This is a genomic window from Rhizobium sp. SG570 (genome assembly GCF_012275345.1).
GTDB lineage: Bacteria > Pseudomonadota > Alphaproteobacteria > Rhizobiales > Rhizobiaceae > Rhizobium > Rhizobium lusitanum.
On sequence record NZ_JAAZQI010000011.1, the window covers coordinates 198,692 to 218,278 of the forward strand.

18 protein-coding genes are annotated in these 19,587 nt (G+C 61.0%); 9 read left to right on the forward strand and 9 right to left on the reverse strand.

Going from position 1 to position 19,587, the window contains the following annotated elements; genetic code table 11:
- Positions 1–104 precede the first annotated feature (104 nt).
- Entirely contained in the window at positions 105–1,556 is a 1,452-nt protein-coding gene (locus tag FHT28_RS22230; RefSeq protein ID WP_168597381.1) for an amino acid permease, read from the forward strand.
- Positions 1,553–2,515 (forward strand): asparaginase, encoded by a 963-nt coding sequence (locus FHT28_RS22235; RefSeq protein WP_168597382.1) that lies wholly within the window; start codon positions 1,553–1,555, stop codon positions 2,513–2,515. Before FHT28_RS22230 ends, FHT28_RS22235 begins: the two co-directional genes overlap by 4 nt.
- A gap of 71 nt (positions 2,516–2,586) precedes the next feature.
- Here FHT28_RS22235 and FHT28_RS22240 read toward each other — a convergent pair whose 3' ends face one another.
- Both FHT28_RS22240 and aceA read right to left on the reverse strand, forming a co-directional pair.
- Positions 2,587–2,832, reverse strand: coding sequence for a hypothetical protein (locus FHT28_RS22240; protein ID WP_037192196.1), 246 nt, complete (start codon positions 2,830–2,832; stop codon positions 2,587–2,589).
- A 27-nt stretch (positions 2,833–2,859) separates the two neighbouring features.
- On the reverse strand, positions 2,860–4,149 hold the full coding sequence (aceA, locus tag FHT28_RS22245) for an isocitrate lyase (RefSeq protein ID WP_037192194.1): 1,290 nt from the start codon (positions 4,147–4,149) through the stop codon (positions 2,860–2,862).
- A gap of 208 nt (positions 4,150–4,357) precedes the next feature.
- Between aceA and FHT28_RS22250 the strand changes: the two genes are divergently transcribed.
- From FHT28_RS22250 to FHT28_RS22280, 7 genes are all read left to right on the forward strand, one after another.
- Positions 4,358–5,770: an XRE family transcriptional regulator gene (locus tag FHT28_RS22250; RefSeq protein ID WP_168597383.1), complete on the forward strand. Its 1,413-nt coding sequence runs from the start codon at positions 4,358–4,360 to the stop codon at positions 5,768–5,770.
- Between the two features lie 168 nt (positions 5,771–5,938).
- On the forward strand, positions 5,939–6,775 hold the full coding sequence (locus FHT28_RS22255) for a transporter substrate-binding domain-containing protein (RefSeq protein WP_168597384.1): 837 nt from the start codon (positions 5,939–5,941) through the stop codon (positions 6,773–6,775).
- A gap of 29 nt (positions 6,776–6,804) precedes the next feature.
- Positions 6,805–7,554: an amino acid ABC transporter permease gene (locus FHT28_RS22260; RefSeq protein WP_168597385.1), complete on the forward strand. Its 750-nt coding sequence runs from the start codon at positions 6,805–6,807 to the stop codon at positions 7,552–7,554.
- Positions 7,551–8,324, forward strand: coding sequence for an amino acid ABC transporter permease (locus tag FHT28_RS22265; RefSeq protein WP_168597386.1), 774 nt, complete (start codon positions 7,551–7,553; stop codon positions 8,322–8,324). Before FHT28_RS22260 ends, FHT28_RS22265 begins: the two co-directional genes overlap by 4 nt.
- Positions 8,325–8,333: 9 nt before the next feature.
- A complete protein-coding gene (locus FHT28_RS22270; protein ID WP_168597387.1) occupies positions 8,334–9,122 on the forward strand; it encodes an amino acid ABC transporter ATP-binding protein in 789 nt (262 codons plus the stop codon).
- An 11-nt stretch (positions 9,123–9,133) separates the two neighbouring features.
- A complete protein-coding gene (locus FHT28_RS22275; RefSeq protein WP_168597388.1) occupies positions 9,134–10,474 on the forward strand; it encodes an MmgE/PrpD family protein in 1,341 nt (446 codons plus the stop codon).
- Positions 10,475–10,505: 31 nt separating this feature from the next.
- Positions 10,506–11,804, forward strand: a complete 1,299-nt coding sequence (locus FHT28_RS22280) for an LLM class flavin-dependent oxidoreductase (protein ID WP_168597389.1) — start codon at positions 10,506–10,508, stop codon at positions 11,802–11,804.
- Positions 11,805–11,849: 45 nt separating this feature from the next.
- On the opposite strand, the gene FHT28_RS22285 is transcribed toward FHT28_RS22280, so the two are convergent.
- From FHT28_RS22285 to FHT28_RS22315, 7 genes are all read right to left on the reverse strand, one after another.
- On the reverse strand, positions 11,850–13,571 hold the full coding sequence (locus FHT28_RS22285; RefSeq protein WP_168597390.1) for an ABC transporter ATP-binding protein: 1,722 nt from the start codon (positions 13,569–13,571) through the stop codon (positions 11,850–11,852).
- A 223-nt stretch (positions 13,572–13,794) separates the two neighbouring features.
- Positions 13,795–14,754: a sugar kinase gene (locus FHT28_RS22290; protein WP_168597391.1), complete on the reverse strand. Its 960-nt coding sequence runs from the start codon at positions 14,752–14,754 to the stop codon at positions 13,795–13,797.
- Positions 14,755–14,818: 64 nt separating this feature from the next.
- Complete coding sequence (locus FHT28_RS22295) at positions 14,819–15,634, reverse strand: carbohydrate ABC transporter permease (protein ID WP_168597392.1); 816 nt, start codon at positions 15,632–15,634, stop codon at positions 14,819–14,821.
- Position 15,635: 1 nt separating this feature from the next.
- Positions 15,636–16,571 carry a sugar ABC transporter permease gene (locus FHT28_RS22300; protein WP_168597393.1) on the reverse strand — a complete coding sequence of 312 codons (936 nt, stop codon included), beginning with the start codon at positions 16,569–16,571 and terminating at the stop codon, positions 15,636–15,638.
- The gene (locus FHT28_RS22305; RefSeq protein ID WP_168597394.1) at positions 16,571–17,902 is read right to left on the reverse strand and encodes a sugar ABC transporter substrate-binding protein; all 1,332 of its coding nucleotides are present in this window, start codon (positions 17,900–17,902) and stop codon (positions 16,571–16,573) included. The genes FHT28_RS22300 and FHT28_RS22305 overlap by 1 nt, the downstream gene beginning before the upstream one ends.
- Before the next feature lie 51 nt (positions 17,903–17,953).
- Positions 17,954–18,613, reverse strand: a complete 660-nt coding sequence (locus FHT28_RS22310) for a GntR family transcriptional regulator (RefSeq protein WP_047638517.1) — start codon at positions 18,611–18,613, stop codon at positions 17,954–17,956.
- A 21-nt stretch (positions 18,614–18,634) separates the two neighbouring features.
- Positions 18,635–19,519, reverse strand: a complete 885-nt coding sequence (locus FHT28_RS22315) for a dihydrodipicolinate synthase family protein (RefSeq protein ID WP_168597395.1) — start codon at positions 19,517–19,519, stop codon at positions 18,635–18,637.
- Between the last annotated feature and the right edge of the window lie 68 nt (positions 19,520–19,587).

Below are 19,587 nucleotides of genomic sequence, written 5' to 3' on the forward strand. Positions count from 1 at the left end.
TGGCGATCATAACCTTCCGATCGATGGTCTGATCAACTGAAAGGCATCCTGTCGGGTACGAGACCCGGAACTGTCTACGGAAAAAATGGCTCAAGGGAGGAGCAATGTCAGTCGAACCTATTCAGAATGTGCCGGCGGACCGCCGGCCACCGGTCGATGAAGATCTCGGCTACCACAAGGCGCTGAAGCCGCGGCAGATCCAAATGATCGCCATCGGCGGCGCGATCGGCACCGGGCTCTTCCTCGGTGCTGGCGGCCGGCTCGCCGCGGCCGGTCCGGCCCTGATCTTCGTCTATGCGATCTGCGGCTTCTTCGCTTTCCTGGTGCTGCGTGCGCTCGGCGAATTGATCATGCACCGTCCGAGTTCCGGCTCCTTCGTTTCCTATGCCCGCGAGTTCTACGGCGAGAAGATGGCATTTGCGGTCGGCTGGATGTATTGGCTGAACTGGGCCATGACTTCGGTTGCCGATGTCACGGCCGTGGCCCTCTACATGAATTTCTTCAAGCATTATGTTCCCTGGCTCGCCGGCATCGACCAGTGGGTATTCGCGCTGATTGCACTGATGGTCGTGCTGTTCATGAACCTTTTGTCGGTCAAGGTCTTCGGCGAGCTGGAATTCTGGTTCAGCCTGGTCAAGGTCCTGGCGCTCGTCAGCTTCCTGATCGTCGGCATCTATTTCGTCGTCTCCGGAACCCCGATTGCCGGTCATTCGGCAGGCCTCAGCATCATCCGCGATAGCGGAGGCTTCTTCCCGAGCGGCATTCTGCCAGCCTTCGTCATCATCCAGGGCGTGGTCTTCGCCTATGCCTCGATCGAACTGATCGGCACGACTGCGGGCGAGACGGAGGATCCGCGCAAGGTCATGCCGCGTGCGATCCGCACGGTGGTCGCCCGCCTTCTCGTCTTCTACGTCGGTTCGGTGCTGCTCCTATCGCTGCTTCTGCCCTATACGGCCTATAAGGCAGGCGAGAGTCCCTTCGTCACCTTCTTCGGCGCCATCGGTGTCGAAGGTGCCGACATCATCATGAATCTCGTCGTGCTGACGGCCGTGCTTTCCTCGCTGAACGCCGGCCTCTATTCGACCGGCCGCATTCTGCATTCGATGGCCGTCTCCGGTTCGGCGCCGGCAGCGCTTGCCAAGATGAACAAGGCCGGCGTGCCCTATGGCGGCATCGCGGTCACCGCCGCCGTCACCGTCATCGGCGTCGCGCTCAATGCCGTCGTTCCGTCGTCGGCTTTCGAGATCGCGCTGAACCTTTCGGCTCTGGGCATCATCTGCGCATGGGGCGTCATCGTGTTGTGTCAGCTCAAGCTGTGGAAGCTTTCGCAGCGCGGCGAGATGGCGCGGCCGGATTTCCGCATGTTCGGTGCGCCCTATACCGGCATTCTGACCCTCGTATTCCTGTTTGCCGTGCTGGTGCTGATGGCGCTGGATTATCCGGTTGGCACCTGGACGATCGCCTCGCTTGTCCTGATCGCCCCGGCCCTGGTGATCGGATGGTATCTGCTGCGCGACCGTATCCAGCAGCTGGCGGTCGAGCGGGGTGAGGCGTGACCGCAGGAAAGACCAATCCGCTGGTGGCGGTCATTGCCACCGGCGGCACCATCGCAAGCGAGCGTGCCGACAACGGCGCCAGCAAGCCGTCTCTGACGGGAGAAAGCCTGCTGTCGCTTCTGCCCGACATGCCAGTGATGCTGAGGCCCATCGAGCTGATGGCGAAGGATTCGGCGAGCCTCACGCTCGCCGACATGCAGGAGATCAGCGACAGGGTCGGCGATTTGCTTGACGACGCCGATGTGAGCGGCATCGTGGTCCTGCACGGTACCGATGCGATGGAGGAAACGGCGCTGCTCGTCCATTTGCAGCATGAGTTGAACAAGCCCGTCCTGTTCACCGGCGCGCAATTCACGGCGGACCATCCCAAAGCTGACGGGCCTGCCAATCTCACAGCCGCCATTGCGGCCGCGGCCGATCAGGCCAGTATGAGGCGCGGCGTACTCGTCTGTTTTGGCGGCAGGCTGCTGCCGGCCTGGGGGCTCTATAAATATTCCTCCGATGTCGTGGATGCTTTCCGGCAGGCGCGACCAATCGACAATCCGGCAAGTCCGCGCTTGGCGACATCGCTCGGCAAAGTTCGCGTCGACATGGTAGCGATCTATCCGGGTTGCGATTCCGTGCACGTGGATGCGAGCCTGAGGGCAGGGGCCGACGGCATCGTGCTTGCGGCCCTCGGCTCGGGCAATGCCAATTCCCGCCTGGTCGAAGCCGTCAAGCGTTGCGAGAGCGCCGGCGTTCCCGTTGTCGTGTCGAGCCGGGTGCCGGATGGCCTGCTGATGTCGAGCTATGGCGGCGGCGGTGGCGGACATGATCTTGTCGAAGCCGGAGCTATCCATTCCTCGACGTTGAGACCCGGTCAGGCCAGGATCTTGCTTGCCGCTCTTATCGCTTCCGGCGCAACGGCCGAATTCACGGCGCAGGCATTCGATGATTTCAATCCGGGCGCAACCGTATAGGGCGCCAATGGCAAGCGGGCCGGCCCTCGGATGAGGTCACAGCCCGCAGATGGTTGACCGATGCTCCTGACCTAAGCCGGCCGTGCCGCGTTGGCGACGACCACGGGGATCAGCAGGTCGCCCCAGTTGCCATCGCCGCCATGGTGGCGGGCCGAGCGGACGAGCTCGACGGAGACGCCGGCGTCGACCGCATTCATGACCGCCTGGTTGAGGCGATGCAGCTCGTTGGCCAGCATGCGGATAACGGCCTGCTGGTCGGCATTCATGGTGAGAGATTGCTCCTCGGCTCTCTCGCGAACGCGTGCTATGGATGGCATGTCATTCTCCTCCTGTTGAGCTCAATATTACTCTGCTGCCGGCTTGAACTGGGCGTGTTCGGTCGATCCGTGCATGGCCGTAGTCGATGACTGGCCGCCGGTGATTGCCAGCGACACTGCATCGAAATAACCGGTGCCCACTTCTCGCTGATGCTTGGTTGCGGTGTAACCATTGGCCTCGGCGGCGAATTCGGCCTGCTGCAGTTCGGAATAGGCGGCCATCTGGCGGGCCTTGTAGCCGCGGGCGAGTTCGAACATGCCGAAGTTCAGCTGGTGGAAGCCGGCAAGCGTGATGAACTGGAATTTGTAGCCCATCGCGCCGAGTTCGCGCTGGAACTTGGCGATCGTTGCGTCGTCCAGGTTTTTCTTCCAGTTGAAGGACGGCGAGCAATTATAGGCGAGAAGCTTGCCCGGATGGGCGCGATGCACCCCTTCTGCGAACCTGCGCGCCTGTTCGAGATCCGGCTTCGACGTCTCGCACCAGATGAGGTCGCAATGCGGTGCGTAGGCGACGGCGCGGGCGATGCAGGGGTCGATGCCGTTCCTGACCTGATAGAAGCCTTCGACCGTGCGGCCGGCATCGTAATCGACGAAGGGCTGGTCGCGCTCGTCGATATCCGAAGTCAGAAGCTTGGCGGCCTCAGCGTCGGTACGCGCAACGACCAATGTCGGCACGCCCATGACGTCGGCAGCCAGGCGGGCGGCGTCGAGATTGCGTATATGGGCTGCCGTTGGGATGAGAACCTTGCCGCCGAGATGGCCGCATTTCTTCTCCGACGCCAGCTGATCCTCGAAATGGACGCCTGCGGCCCCGGCCTCGATATAGGCCTTCATGATCTCGAAGGCGTTGAGGGGACCACCGAAGCCTGCCTCGGCATCGGCAACGATCGGTGCGAACCAGGTGTCGACAGAAAGACCCTTGCCCTCGGCGGTCTCGATCTGGTCTGCCCGTTGCAGGGTCCGATTGATACGCTTGGCCAGTTCCGGGCCTGCATTGGCGGGGTAGAGGGACTGGTCGGGATACATGGCCGAGGCAGTATTGGCATCGGCTGCGACCTGCCAGCCCGAGAGATAGATCGCCTTCAGCCCGGCGCGGACCATCTGCATGGCCTGATTGCCCGAGAGCGCGCCGAGCGCGTTGACGAAATCCTCTTCATGAATGAGCTGCCACAACCGGTTCGCTCCCATCTCTGCTAGGGAATGGCGAATGGTGATCGATCCGCGCAGCCGCTTCACATCCTCGACCGTATAGGGCCGCTCAACACCATCGAAGCGTCCGCCAGGCGCGTTCGGAACCAGTTTGTAAAAATCTGTCATGCGAATCTCCCAAGGCTGTTCTGCTGATCGTTTGATCGATGTCGATTGCGTGACGATTTTTACAAGATAGCAGCGCCAGACACCAGAAGAACCGGAAGAACGCATTAGATAAAAGGGTTATGATGTGCTATTGTTGACGGCGGTCGTCAGTAAAATTGTAAATTTTGTAAAATTTAGGCGAAGCGAAAATTTGTAAAGGGAATGACAAATGGCTGAGCGCAAGATCTTTGCCGGGCCGCGGGTTCGGCGCATCCGTATGGGTCTCGGCCTGACGCAGACGACCATGGCGCAGGCGCTGGAGATTTCGCCGTCCTATCTCAATCTCATCGAGCGCAATCAGCGGCCGCTGACCGTGCAGCTGCTTTTGAAGCTGTCTGGTGTCTACAAGATCGACCTTGACGAATTACAGGGCGAGCAGGGCGGTAATGCCGGGCAATTGCGCGAGATCTTTGCCGATCCGCTGCTGGTCGGCGAGATCCCCGCCGATCAGGAGCTGATCGAGCTTGCTGAGGCCGCGCCAAACGCGGCAAACGGTATGATCCGGCTCTATCGCGCCTATCGCGAGCAGGCGGCCAGGCTGTCCGATCTCGCCGAACTCTTGGCCCGCGAAGGCCGGGTTGCTGATGTCGCCGGCCCGCGTCTGCCGCTCGACGAGGTGCACGACCGGTTGCAGGGGCGGCCAAATTTCTTTGCCCGCATCGAGGATGCCTCAGAAGCGTTCCACTCACGTCTTGCACCCGGCGACGACATGGCGGGCGCCCTGAAAACGTGGCTGAAAAGCGAGCACGGCATTGCCGTGCGCCTGCTGCCGGTGCGCGCCATGCCGGGCCTGCGCCGGCGTTACGACCGCCATTCGATGCGCCTGTTTCTTTCCGAGCGCTTGTCGCCTTTCGACCAGCTACGGGAGATCGCAACCGAGGTCTCGCTGCTGGCATTGCGTGACGAGATTGCCGCTGAACTGGACTCGCTCACTCTCTCGACGCCTGAAGCCAAGCGGATCGCCCGTTTCGAGCTGGCGCGCTATGCTTCGCATGCTCTGCTGATGCCTTATGGCGCCTATCTTTCGGCAGCGCAGCGCCTGCATTATGACATCGATGGGCTCGGCACCCGCTTCGGGGTTTCCTACGAGCAGGCCGCCACGCGTCTGACGACCTTGCAGCGCCCCGGCGCCTCGGGCGTCGCCTTCTTCCTGATGGAAATCGACAGCGCCGGCCATCGCCTGCGCAAGGCGGGTGCGCAGGGCTTTCCGCAGGCTCGTTTCGGCGGAGGCTGTCCCAAGCTCAATATTCACGCCGCCTTCGCCCAGTCAGGGCAGATACTGGTCGAGGCGACGGAAATGCCCGATGGTGCAGGCTTTCTGACGATATCGCGCACCGTTGAAGGTCCTCAGGCGGACTTTGGCGAAAGGGTGCGCCGCACGGCACTTCTCATCGGCTGCGACATTGCCTATCGCGATGAGGTCATCTATGGCAAGGCGCTAGGTTCGACACCGGTGACGATCGGTCCGGCCTGTCGACTGTGTGAGCGTCAGGGCTGTCTGGCGAGAGCCGAACCACCCGTGACGCGCCCGCTTGGCCTCGACGAAATGGCGGCGGGCCTCAGTGTCTTTGATTTTCAATGATCGCATTGGCTGTCGTTATCGGCGCGGGCGTAATGGCAAATGAAGCACGTTAAAATCTATGGTTTATATGGGTAATTGTTGCGCCGATCCCTCTATAAATAGTATTTGATTCCTCGCGTGGTGCGCTCGCCCTCTCTAGGTTCCGCGCAGACAAGGAGCCTGACATTCATGAATTTTGCCAAGCGAACATCTGCTGCCATTTTTGCCGCTGCTCTTTCCTGCGGCGCGCTTTTTACCACGATCGCCCACGCTGATGCGACGCTCGATCGCATCAAGGGGCGCGGTGCACTGACGGTTGGCGTCATCCTGTCAGGTGCGCCTTTCGGCTATATCGATCCGGCAAGCCAGGAGCAGAAGGGGTATAACCTCGACATCGCCAAGGCGCTCGCCGATAAGCTCGGCGTCAAGCTGCAAACGGTGACGGTGACGCCGCCGAACCGGGTGCAGTTTCTGCAGCAGGGCAAGGTCGACATCCTGATTGCCAACATGCAGTACACGGAGGAGCGCGCCAAGATCCTTGATTACGTGCCGACGCCCTATGACCGAAGCGGCGGCGCCGCCGTCGGCCGCAAGGACAGCGGTTTGAAGGACTGGAGCGACCTGAAGGGCAAGCCGGTCTGTGTTTCTCAGGGCTCGAACTACACCCAGCCGCTGATCGAACAATATGGCGCCGAAGTGAAGGCGCTGCCGAGCCAGCCGGAATCGCTTCTGGCGCTGCAGGGCGGCAATTGCGTTGCGGCCGTGCATGTCGGTGCGACGGTCGGCCTGCTTCTTCAGGATCGTCCGGAAGACTGGAAGGACTACAAGATCCTGTTCCCCACTGAGCTCGTTCCGTCGGATTCGGTGATCTGGCTGCGCAAGGGCGAAGGCGATACGAGCGCTGCGCTCGACAAGGCAATCCTTGAGCTGCATGCCAACGGCAAGCTTCTCGACTATGCCAAGGCGAACCGCCTGCTCAACACGACCTTCCTGGAAGAAGAACACAAGAAGCTCGAGGCCAAGTGACCTTGTCGGTCGCTTGAGGAGCGGATTGCATGGGGAATTCGATTCTTCAGACCTTCATCGACTGGACTGGCAAGATTGGGCTCCACTACGAGTTCCTGGCCAGCGGCTATGAATCGCAGATCTGGCGTGGTGGTTTCATCACCACGCTTTATCTGATTGTGCTGCTCATTCCGATCAGCCTGCTTTTTGGCCTGATTTTTGCCGCCATGCTGACGTCCGGCCGCAAGGCCTTGTCTGCGCCGGTCAGAGCTTTCATCGAAGTCACCCGCAATACGCCGACGCTGGTGCAGCTGATGTTCAGCTTTCTCGTGCTGAACACGCTCGTTTCCAATGGGCTCGGCGGTGCGCAGCATAATCCTTTGACGCCGTTCTTCTGGGTGGTCGCGGTCGTTGGGCTGCATGTGGCAGCGCTTCATGCCGATGCGCTTCGCGCCGGCATCGAGGCGGTGCCGGAGCAGACGGTGGAGGCAGCCCGCGCGATCGGCTTCACCCGCCTGCAGATCCTGCGCTTCGTGGCCATACCGCTTGCCGTCAGGGCCTCGCTGCCGGCGATCGTCAACAACATGATCAATCTGGTGAAGCTGACCACCGTCGGCAATGCGATCGCGGTAAGCGAGATCACCTATGCCTCGATCATGGTTTGGACGCAGCGCGATAACGTCGTCGAGCTGATGATCGTTATTCTGCTGTTCTTCAGCGCCATCAATCTTGCGGTAGCCAGGATCGGGCGCTGGGTCGAGAAGCGGCTCGCTGTGCCGGGCTTCGGGGTCGGCACATGAGCGTCGCAAAATTCTCCTCTGCTCCTTCGAGTAACTGGTTGGTCTGGGCGTTTGGCGCTCTGGTCGTGGCGGCTGTCGTTTGGCTGCTTGCCGATCTCTCGCTGCTGCATGTGCTGATCGAATGGCTGCCCTACCTCGGCAGCGGCTTCCTGATGAATATCCTCATCAGCCTACTCGCTATGGCGGGTGGGACCTTATTGGGCGTGGCGCTCGGCATTCTCGAGCTGACGCCGCTGAAGATCGTCCGCTATCCAGTCGTTCTCTATGTGCAGGTCTTCCGCAACGCGCCGCACTTGGTGCTAATCTTTGCCACGACCTATATCTTTCCTTTCGAAATCGTCGTGTTCGGCCACTATCTGCCCTTTCCCGACTGGCTAAAGGCGGTGATCGGACTTGCCATTCCGGCCAGCGCCTATGTCGCCGAGATCACGCGCGGGGCCATCCAATCGATCCCGACGACGCAATGGGAAGCGTCAAAGGGGCTCGGCTTTTCCCGGCTGCAGGCGCTGCGCTGGATCATCCTGCCGCAATGCGCCCGCCGTTCGCTGCCACCCTGGATGAACCTCTTTGCCTCGATCACGATGGCGAGCGCGCTCGCCTCGCTGGTCGGCGTGCATGAGTTGCTGCATGCCGCGACAGACGCCAGTACTGCCGTGCGCCGGTTGGATTTTACCGTACTCGCCTATTTAGTAGTGATGACGGCGTTCTTTGCCCTCTGCTATCCCATTTCCAGCCTGACGCGCCGCCTTGAGCGTCGCCTCAAAGCATAAGGAGCCGGCATGAGCCAAGCTCAGACCAATCCGATCGTCGAACTGGCCAACGTGCATCTCGCCTTTGGATCCACCGAGGTCCTGAAAGGCATCGACCTGACGGTCGCCCGGGGACAGACTGTTTCGATCATCGGTCCGTCCGGATCCGGCAAATCGACGATCCTGCGCTGCATCAACGCGCTGGTTGCGCCGCAGACCGGACACATTACGGTCAACGGCGTGCGCGTCGATCAGATGCGCAACGAGGCCGAGCGCATCAAGCTGCGGCAGAAGATCGGGATCGTCTTCCAGCAGTACAATCTCTTCCCGCATCTGTCCGTGCTCGACAACATCACGATCGCGCCGATCCGCATCCTCGGCGTCGATCGGGCAGAGGCCGAACGTCACGCCAGGGATCTTCTGGCACGCGTGCGCCTATCCGAAAAGGCGCAGATGTTTCCGGGGCAGCTTTCCGGCGGGCAGCAGCAGCGCGTGGCGATCGCGCGGGCTCTTGCGATGCGGCCGGATCTCGTCCTGTTCGACGAGGTAACCTCCGCTCTCGATCCTGAAACCGTCGGCGAGGTGCTTGCCGTCATTCGTGATCTCGTCAAGGAGGGCATGACCAGCATCCTCGTCACGCATGAAATGCGCTTTGCCGAAGAGGTCAGTGATGTCGTTGTTTTCACCGAGAACGGCCTGATCGTTGATCAAGGGTCTCCGGAGGATATCTTCCAGAAGTCCACGAACGCGCGTATCCGCCGTTTCGTCAACGGACTTGCCGGCGGGCGTGCCTCGCTGGAAGACGGCGAAGGCATCTGAAGGGATCTATGATGGAAAAGACCTTTCCGCTGACCACAGCTTTCGCCGAGGCCATCGTATCAGCAGAACCGCTGAGCGATGGAGCCGCCGTTGCGGCGGCACGCAAGGCGATCGTCGATTGGCTGGCCTGCGCTTTCGGCGGCGCATCCGATCGCACGACGCGCATCCTGCTGGAGCAGCTGCCGGCGGGTGCGGGCGAGGCCGTCATTATCGGGCAGGGGCGTCGCACCGATGCGCTGACGGCGGCGTTGATCAATGCCCATGCCGGCCATGTGCTCGATTATGATGATGTGCATGCGAGCGTCCGAGGTCATCCGACGACGGTCATCGTGCCTGTGCTGCTTGCGCTGGCATCGGAAGAGCGCCTGTCGGCCGACCGATTGATCGCCGGCTATATCGTTGGTCTGGAAGCCATGGCGCGCCTCGGCCTCTCGCTCGGGATGCGCCATTACGAGAACGGTTTCCACGCGACCGCGACGCTCGGCACCATCGGCGCCGCGGCGGCCGTTGCTCATGTGCTCGGCTACTCGGTCGCCGAGACCGCCACCGCACTGGGACTTGCCGCCACCCATTCGAGCGGCCTGCGCCTGCAGTTCGGCCATGATGCCAAGCCCTATCACGCCGGCATGGCGGCTCGCTCGGGCCTGCTGTCGGTCAAGCTTGCCAAGGCCGGCTTTGGCGGCGCCAGGGATTTCCTCGACAATCCGATCGGCTTCTTTTCGGCCTTCGCGTTTGGCGAAGAGCGGCCGCGGATGGCGGTGGAGGGATGGGGTTCGCCATGGCAGATCGTTGCTCCGGGTCTGACGCTCAAGGCTTTCCCATGCTGCACCGCCAGCCATCCCGTCGGCATGATCGGTCTTCAGCTTCATGGGGAAAAACTGGATGCTGGATTGATCGACGAAGTCGTCCTCACCTTTCCGCCGGGCGGTGATGCGGCGCTGGTCGTCACAAACCCCACCATTGGCATCGATGCCCGCTTCAGCGCCGAATACGTCTTTGCCACGGCATTGGTCGATGGTGCGCTGAAGATCAGCCATTTCGGTGAGACGCCGGTGCGCGACGACCTGATGGAGATCGCGCGGCGTGTACGCCGCCGGCACGATGAGGCGGCCCCGCGCATGTCGAGCGATCCGAAGACACGTTTCGTGATTGCCGAGATCAAGCTCAAGGATGGAAGCCGTATGGCCCGCGAGTTCAAGGGCTTGCCGGGCTTGAATGATCCGACCGAGAAATTCCGCGATGCGACCGATAACCATCCGTCCGTATCGGCTATTCCCGATCTTGTGAGGACGATGCGCAGCGAGGACGATCTTCATCGCCTTATCGCGCTTTTGGCCCACAGTCTGAATTGATTTTCTTCCAAGAAACGCAAGGCATATATCCATGAGCACGACACGCAAGATCCATCTCGGCCTTTTCCTGCAAGGTGCTGGCCATCACGTGTCCGGCTGGCGCCACCCGGAGGCGGAAGCCGGCAGCGAGAACTTCGATCTCCTGCGCCGGGTCGCGCAGATTGCCGAGGCTGCCAAGTTCGACATGCTGTTCCTGGCCGACGGCCTGACGAGCGGCCTCGATGCCCATCCGTCGATGATCGCCCGTTTCGAGCCGCTGACCCTGCTTGCCTCGCTCGCCATGGTCACTGACAAGATCGGCCTTGCTGCGACCGCGTCGACCACCTACGGCGAACCCTACCATCTGGCTCGCGCCTTTGCCTCGATCGATCATCTGAGCCATGGTCGCGCCGCCTGGAATATCGTGACGACGTCCTATGCGCGCACGGCCGCCAATTTCTCCAAGAGCCACCCGGAGCATGACGAGCGCTATGCGGTGGCCGAAGAGTTCGTCGACGTCGTGCGTGGCCTCTGGGACAGCTGGGCAGACGATGCCTTTCCGAAGGACAAGGAGAGCGGCGTCTATGCCGACCCCGCCAAGGTGCGCGTGCTCGATCACGCCGGCAAATATTATTCGGTCAAGGGTCCTCTCAACATCCCGCGCTCGCCGCAGGGCCATCCGATCCTGATCCAGGCCGGATCCTCGGGTCCAGGCCAGGATCTTGCCGCCCGCACTGCCGATATCGTCTTCACCGCCCAGCAGAGCCTCGACGAGGCGCAGGCCTTCTACAAGAGCCTGAAGAGCAGGGTGGTCGGCTTTGGGCGCAGCCCTAATGACGTCGCCGTCATGCCGGGCTTCCTGCCTGTCATCGGCAGGACCGTTGCCGAAGCGCGTGAAAAGCTCGACGTGCTAAACCGCTGGACTGACATCAAGAGCGCCATGCCGCTGCTGGAAGAACGGATTGGCCATAGTCTGGCCGAGTATGATCTTGATGGCCCGCTGCCCGACCTGCCGATCTCGGATCAGCTGCGCAGCCGCGCCGAGCTTTTGACCGAGCTTGCCCGCCGCGAAAAGCTGACGATCCGCGAACTGGCGCTGCGCGTTGCGGCCGGCCGCGGCCATCACATCGTGCTCGGTACGGCCGAAGAGATCGCTGACCGCATGCAACTATGGTTCGAAAACGGCGCTGCGGACGGTTTCAACGTCATGCCGCCATTCTTCCCGGCCGGCCTTGAGGATTTCACGCGCGAGGTTGTGCCGATCCTGCAGGACAGAGGCCTCTTCCGCCGCGAATACGAGGGCACGACGCTACGCGATCATCTCGGTCTCACGCGGCCTGCCTGGGCGTGACGGTCGCCGAGGCATAAAGCCTCGGCTCCAGGTTACATCGACAAATCAGGCATAGAGGCCAAACTGCGCGTTATGCAGTCGGGCATAGGCGCCGCGACGGGCCAGTAGCTCATCATGCGAGCCCTGCTCGATAATCCCATTGTCGCCCATGACGATGATGCGGTCCGCATTGCGGATGGTCGACAGCCGGTGCGCGACGACCAGCGTCGTGCGGCCTTTCGCAAGCTCCAAAAGCGCCTGCTGGATCGCATATTCCGTCGCCGTATCCAGCGCCGAGGTGGCCTCATCAAGGATCAGGATGGGCGGATCCTTGAGGAATATGCGGGCAATCGCCAGGCGCTGCTTCTGTCCGCCCGAAAGTTTGACGCCGCGCTCGCCCGTCGGCGTATCGAGCCCAGCGGGCAAGGACCGGACGAACTCGTCGAGCGAAGCGCGCTGCAACGCCTTCATGATGTCCTCGTCTGTCGCGCCGAGCCTTCCATAGGCAATATTCTCGCGAATGGTCGAGCCGAACAGGAAGACGTCCTGCTGCACGATGCCTATCTGGCTGCGAAGCGAGGCCTGGGTCATGTCGCGGATATCGATGCCGTCGATGGTGATGCTGCCAGCCGTCACGTCATAAAAGCGTGGCAGCATCGAGCAGATGGTCGTCTTGCCAGTGCCGGAGGCGCCGACGAATGCCACGGTCTCGCCAGCCGCGATCGTCAGATTGAGATCCTTGAAGATCGTGGTCTGATCGGAATAGCCGAAGGCGACGCTGCTATAGGCGATATCGCCCTTCAGATGGTCAACCGCAATCGCATTTGGTCTGTCGGCAAGGTCCGGTTCCGTGTCGATCAAGGAGAGGAAGCGTTTGAAGCCGGCAATGCCTTTGGGATAGGTCTCGATAACAGACGTGATCTTGTCGATCGGGCGGAAGAAGACGTTGATCAGCAACAGGAAGCTGACGAAGCCGCCATAGCTCAGCTCTCCCGATATGACGAACCAGGTTCCTGCCATCATGACGACGAGCTGCACCAGGCGCGTGCTGAAATAGCTGAGCGCAATGCTCGCCGTCATATAGGCATAGCCATCGAGCTTGGTCGCCTTGTAGTCCTCGTTGTCGCTGGCAAACAGCTGGCTTTCGTATCTTTCGTTGGCGAAAGCCTTGACCACCCGGATGCCGCCGACGGTTTCCTGCATCCGTGTGTTGAAGTTACCGACCTTGCCGAACAGGCTGCGCGAATTCAGGGTCATCTTGGAGCCGTAGCGGCTGACCAGCCAGGTCATGAACGGCACGATGGTCGTCGTCAGCAGCGCGAGCTTCCAGTGCACGCTGAACATCAGCAGGAAGGCGCCGACGAAGGTCATGATCGCGATGAACAAGTCCTCGGGGCCGTGATGGGCGATTTCGCCAACTTCCTCGAGATCCTTGGTGACGTGGGTGATCAGGTGACCGGTGCGGTTGTTGTCGAAATAGCGGAAGGAGAGCTTCTGGATATGGTCGAAGGCTTGGCGGCGCATATCGGACTCGATCGAAATGCCGAGCGCATGGCCCCAATAATTGACCACTGCCGAGAGGCCGGTGTTCATCGCGTAGACGACAAGCAGCAGCGCGGCGGTGCCGAAGATCAGGCCCCAGTCACGGCTTGGCAGCAGCTGATCGATGAAAAGCTTGACCGCCAAAGGAAAGCCGAGTTCCAGCAGGCCGGCAAGCACGGCGCAGCCGAAGTCGAGGAAAAACAGCTTTCTATAGCGCGCATAATAGGAAAAGAAGCGACGAAGCATGAATGCCCTCCATGGGCACTGAGGAGGATATGAAAGGACAAGAAGGGACTGAACAGCAGCCCGAATTCGGCGTCGCCGTTCAGCGCTAGTGGGTGCTGAAATTTCTCATCTGGCGATCCTCCTGCTTGAGTCGCAGGATTTATATAATCCACGCGTGCATCGGTGTCACTCCATAAACAAGGGGTGGCGGAGCTCTATCTCAAGAAGTGAGCGTTGCGATCTACTAGAGGCTTGATGCCTCATGTGAGCCCAAGCGCGCGATGACATCAGTGCGGGTCGGCGCCCCTGATCGCCCTCCAAATGCCTCGCATTTGATAGCCGCAGCTATGGAAGAAAGCTGGATGGCCTCCGCGGGCGTTTTCCCCTCGGCGATGGCAAGAGCGAAGGCGCCGTGGAAGATGTCGCCGGCGGCCAGCGTGTCGACCGCCCTTATGGGAATTGTCGGGCTGTGTCTGACGTCATTGCTGTGATCGTCGCACCAGAAGCTGCCGGCCGCACCCGCCGTGACGCAGATGAAGGAATGGCCGAACCTTCGCTTCAACAGACGCACCATCTCAGCGAAATCTTCGATTCCGGTGAGGCGTTGTGCTGCGGGTTCGGAAAAGACGATGTGAGTGGCTTCAGGCGCCAACCGCTCGATGATGCCATCCGGCGCGACATCGCCGTCGAGGATGGCTGGCTTACCCATGCTTCTTGCCGCTTTCAAAACCCTCAGCGCCAATGCCGGCCAGCGGACATCGACGAGGACGGCATCGACGTCGGCCAAATCTTCCGGCGTGAAGGCTTTCGTCATGTGGTGCAGTTTCGGATCGTAGAAAGGGACGATCAGCCTTTCCCCGTCGTCATCGATCAGAATTGTCGAGACAGCGGAGCGGGTGCCTTCGACGCACAGCATGCCTCCGGTGACAATCCCGGCACTCGCGAGTTCGCGAATGATCCGTTCGCCGGTCTCGTCATTGCCGACGGCTCCCCATAGGCTCGCCTTGCCGCCGAGGCGTGCGACTGCATAAGCAGCACTCGAGGCCATGCCCTCGGCAATCTGCAGCATATCATACGGCAGCACCTTACCCTGGCCGGTTGGAAGCGTGTGGACGCGAAAGAGGGTGTCGAGAACCGCGGCGCCGACACAGAGGAAATGCTTCGGGGCGCCCGCCGGCGGATCGAAAACAGATGAGGACGTCAAGGCCGCTCCCCGCTCCCTATGTCTGCGGATGCCAGGAACGGAATGCTGTCAAAAGGAAGGTAGGTCATTTGACGGCACCGGCGGTCAGGCCCGCGATGATCTGTCGTTGTGCGAACATTGTGAGGACAAGGACCGGCAGCGTGACGATCAAGGCGGCGGCCGCAAGTGGCCCCCAGCTCACCTGTTCGAAGGAGAGCATGTTGTAGACGGCGACGGGCAGCGTGCGGGTCTCGCGGCTGGCAAGCACGATGCCGAAGACGAAGTTGTTCCAGGAGAAGATGACCGAGAGGATGAAGGCAACGACGATGCCGGGCCGCGCGATCGGCAAGGCGATGAGGCGAAAAACCTGCCAGGGGGTGGCGCCATCGATGCTTGCGGCCTCCTCCAATTCCATCGGGGTGGTCTCGAAATAGCCGATCATGATCCAGACGACGATCGGCACGGTGACGACGAGATGGATGATGATCTGCGGCCAGAGCGTTCCCAACAGATTGAGCCATTGGAACAGCAGAAACAGCGGAATGAGGAAGGAAAGGCCCGGCGTCATGCGGGCGATCATGATGACGATCGCGGATTTTTCCGCCTTCAGTCGCGCGATGCCATAGCCTGCCGGCACGCCGATGACGAGCGCGAGCAGGGTGGCCGCACCCGTCACCAATACCGAGTTCCAGAAGTAGAGGAAGAAGTTGTTTTCCTGGAATACCTGGACGTAGTTCGACCAAGCGAAGCGATCCGGAATGAGGATCGGCGGATAGGCGCCGTTGTCGATCTCGTATTTCAGCGACAGCGAGATCATCCAGAGGAAGAACAGGACGACCGGCGAAACCATGACCAGGGCCACGAAGAGTAGGCCGATGCGGTTGAGTGTCGAGCGTTTCATGTCAATGCCCCTCCGCGTCGGTCCATTTTGCGCGCTGGCGCATCATCAGAAGCATGAAGGAGAGCGCGACGATGACGATGAAGAACACCACCGCCATGGCCGAGCCGTAGCCGATGTCGTAATAGGCAAAGGCGGTGTTGTAGAGATAGATGTTGATGGTCTCGGACGCCGTTCCCGGCCCGCCCTGGGTCATCGCATAGATGATGTCGAAGCTCTTGATCGCATCGATGCCGCGGATGATGACGGCGATCATCAGGAAGGGTGATATCATCGGCAGTGTCAGATAGCGGAACTTCTGCCAGGCGTTGGCGCCGTCGATTTCGGCGCTCTCATAGGGTTCGCGCGGCACGGAGGCGAGACCCCCGAGAACGATCAGCATGACCAGCGGCGTCCATTGCCAGACTTCGACCAGAACGAGCGAAGGAATGACGCTCACCTGATTGTAGATCCATTCCTGCGGCCCAATGCCTACAAGCGACAGCAGGTAGTTGAGCACGCCGAGCTGCGGATGAAACATCATCGTCCAGACCAGCGCCACGGCGACCGGCGTCGCCATCATCGGCATGACGAAGACGCCGCGCAGGAAGCCGCGCAGCGGAAAATTCGTATCGAAGATCAGGGCCGCCAGCGTTCCGAATATCAGCGGAGCGACGACGGAGAGTACGGTATAGAGGACCGTGTGCCAGAGCGATTCCCAAAAGCGCAAATCGGTCGCCAGCCGGACGTAGTTGTCCCAGCCGATGAAGCTCTGCGATTGGCCGAGCGTCCACTTGTTCACGCTCATCCACAGGGTGAAGACCCAGGGGAAGACGATGACGGCGGCGATCACGATCAGTGCGGGAATGACGAAGGGCCAATAATTTGGAACAAGCCTTTTCGGCTTGCTCCTCTTCTCAGCCTTCGTCGCCCTCGTATCTTCGATGCTCACGGAGGCCATTATCCCTCGCTTCGTGCCAGTACCGGCTCGAATTGCGCCGTTGCCGTTTTCAGTTCGCTTGCCGGGTCGGCGCCGCCGATCATGTTGGTCAGCGCCACGCCATAGATGTCGCGAAATTCCGTGACCGGAATGATGACGGGCAGGGCGAGCTGCGAGACCTTGGCGGAGCCGGCGACAGCGTCCAGCCATGGGCCAGGCATCTTGACGCCCTCGCGGACCTTCTGATCCTCCAGAATGGACTGGCGGAACGGAACGCCGGCGCCGGCCTGCAGCAGGCGTGCGCCCATGTCATGGGAGATCGCCCATTGGCAGAAGAGATAGGCGGCTTCCTTTTTCTGGCTGGCGGCGGTCACGCCGATACCGTCGCCGGTCGTTGCCGCAGCCTGCGCGCTCGGTCCCTTCGGCATGACGCCGTAGCCGACCTGGCCGACCACGCGGGACTTTTCCGGATTTTCGATCGGCGGCGCGAAGCCGACGCCATCGAGCCACATGCCGATCTTGCCCTGCAGGAAGGCCGACTGTGCCTCGGCCCAGTTGAAGCCGGAAACGCCGGGAGGAGCCGATTTCGTCATCAGGCGCTGATAGAGCGTCGCAGCGTCCACCGCTCCCTGCGATGTCGTCTGCAACTTGCCGTCGGCCGAGAGCGGCGTTGCGCCATAGCCGAGCATGAAGGTCGTCCAGACCGGCGCATTGGCATTCTTCAGGCCGCGGGCGACGAAACCGTAGGTATTGGTCGACTTATCGGTCAGCGCCTCCGCAGCTTTCGCCATGTCCTCGAAGGTTTCGGGATAGGCAAGGCCCTTCTTTTCGAACAGGGTCTTGTTCCAGTAGACGATCCAGTAGTCCACCGAGAAGGGCAAGGAGCGCATGACGCCGGCGGGGTCCTTGGCGAATTTCAGGCCGGCCTCGGCAAAATCGCTTTCCGTGAGCGACGGATCGGTCAGCGACGGGTCTTTCAGGAAGCCGCTGATATCGGCAAGCCAACCGCCTTTTTCGAACTGACGCTTCTGAACGTGATAGCTCAGATGGACGACATCGAAGCTAGGCTTGCCGGTGCTGAGTTCGATCGTCGTCTTCTGGCGCTGCTGCTGCTCAGGCGTCGCCTCGGCGTTGACCTTGATCCCCGTCAGCGCTTCGAACTCGCTCAGATACTTAAGGAGTGTATCGCTACGCGGGCTTTTGATCAGGTTGACTTCGAGCGTCGTGCCGGAAAAGCGCTTCCAGTCGACGGCCGCCGATGCGGAGCGCACGCCCAGAAGGCTTGCCGCTCCAAGGGCAGCCGTGCCGGCCATGAAGCCGCGACGCGTCGGATTGAAAAATGATGATGACATCCTGTTCCTCCTCCTTTGGCCGAAAATCTCCTCATTTGCGGCCTTGTTTATTCAAATCTTCAATGCGCGGTCCCGTGCTCCGTTGATGTGGGAAGCGAGAGCGGCAACCGCCTCCTCGGCCGAGCGTCGCTGGATCGCTTCGAGCACTTTCAGATGTTCGTTCATCACGGGGCCTACATGTCCGTTGATGCGGAACCTGTCCTGGCTGATCAGGCGCATCTTGATGGAATTGACCCGGTAGGCGTTCGAAATGATGGTATTGCCGAGTGCGTCGATGAAGGCGTCGTGCATGCCCCAATCGACCGACTGCGCATGCAATTCGAGCTCCGGCGACGCGTCGCCGGCCCGGATGGCGTCGGCGATGTCGCGATGTTCCTTCATAAGCTTGGCAATCGTCTCGTCCGAAGCCGAATAGGTGAAAAGTGCGACCGCTTCCTTCTCCAGGAAAATGCGAAGCTGGAAGGCCTCGCGGATGAGGTCGAGATCGATATGGGCGATCTGCAGCCCGCGCTGCGGAACCGTCTTGATCAACCCTTCCGCCTCCAGTCGGGGGATCAGCTCGCGGATCGCTCCGAGCGTCAGTCCCGTCAGCTCGACGAGCCGTCGCTGCGAGATGAACTGGCCCGGCCGAACGTCGCGCGCCAGCAGATGGCGCGTGAAGCTCTCATAGGCCTTCTCTCTCAACGTCGGCTGTTCGCCAGTTCCATCCATCGGCGGCTCCGGGCAGTTCGGCTAGGCGGCCTTAGCGCGAAACAAGGCGCCGAAGACAGCAAAGAGCTTGTCACAATCGTCCTTGCTCATTGGCACAAGGGGCGGGCGCACGGCAAGCCAGCTTTCCTCACCCGTCATGCGGGCGAGGATTGCCTTGATGGACGGGATGACGGGATAGCGCAGCAACTCCCCAACGAAACGTTCGACATTGGCATCATCGACACCCTTTTCCGCCATGACCTGCACTTCGCGGGGAAGCAGGTTCGCCATGCCGGAGATGGCGCCCTGTCCGCCGAGACGTACCCCGCGTGCCAGATGCCGCTCATCGCCAATGAGAATAATGAGATCGCCATGGGTCTTCAGCAGCGTTTCGGTATAGGGCCAGTCGCCAGAGGAATCCTTGACGCCGACGACGGTATCCGGAAAGGCGGCGCGCAGACGGCCGACGAGAGAAATGGAGAGCGGCACCATCGTCACGGAAGGAATGTTGTAGACGATCACGTCGCGCGCATGTGTACCCAGCATGGCGAAGACGGCCGCGAACCACTTGAAAAGCCCATCGTCGCTGACGTTCTTGAAATAGGAGGGGGGTGCCAAAAGAATGTTGCGGACACCATGTGCAAGAGCCTCCCTTGCCTGCGCGGCAGCATCCTCGGCTGCATCGACCAACACACCCATGACGATCTGCGAGGGAGCGATGCCTGCAGCCATCATCGCAGCCAGCACCTGCTGGCGCTCCTGCATGCCGATCGAGGCGCCTTCGCCGGTTGTGCCGAAAAGGGTGACGCTCTTGCAACCATTGGAAAGGCAGTGCCTGGCCTGCGCGATCACGCCCGAAACGGCAATCTCGCCATCGGCGTCAAAGGGCGTTGCCAAGGCGGCCGACAGGCCAAAACTCTCTCTCATCCAATCCTCCCGATCTTGTGAGATCAGGCGTATCATGCTGACATGTTAGTTGTAAAGCAAAGTTTGGT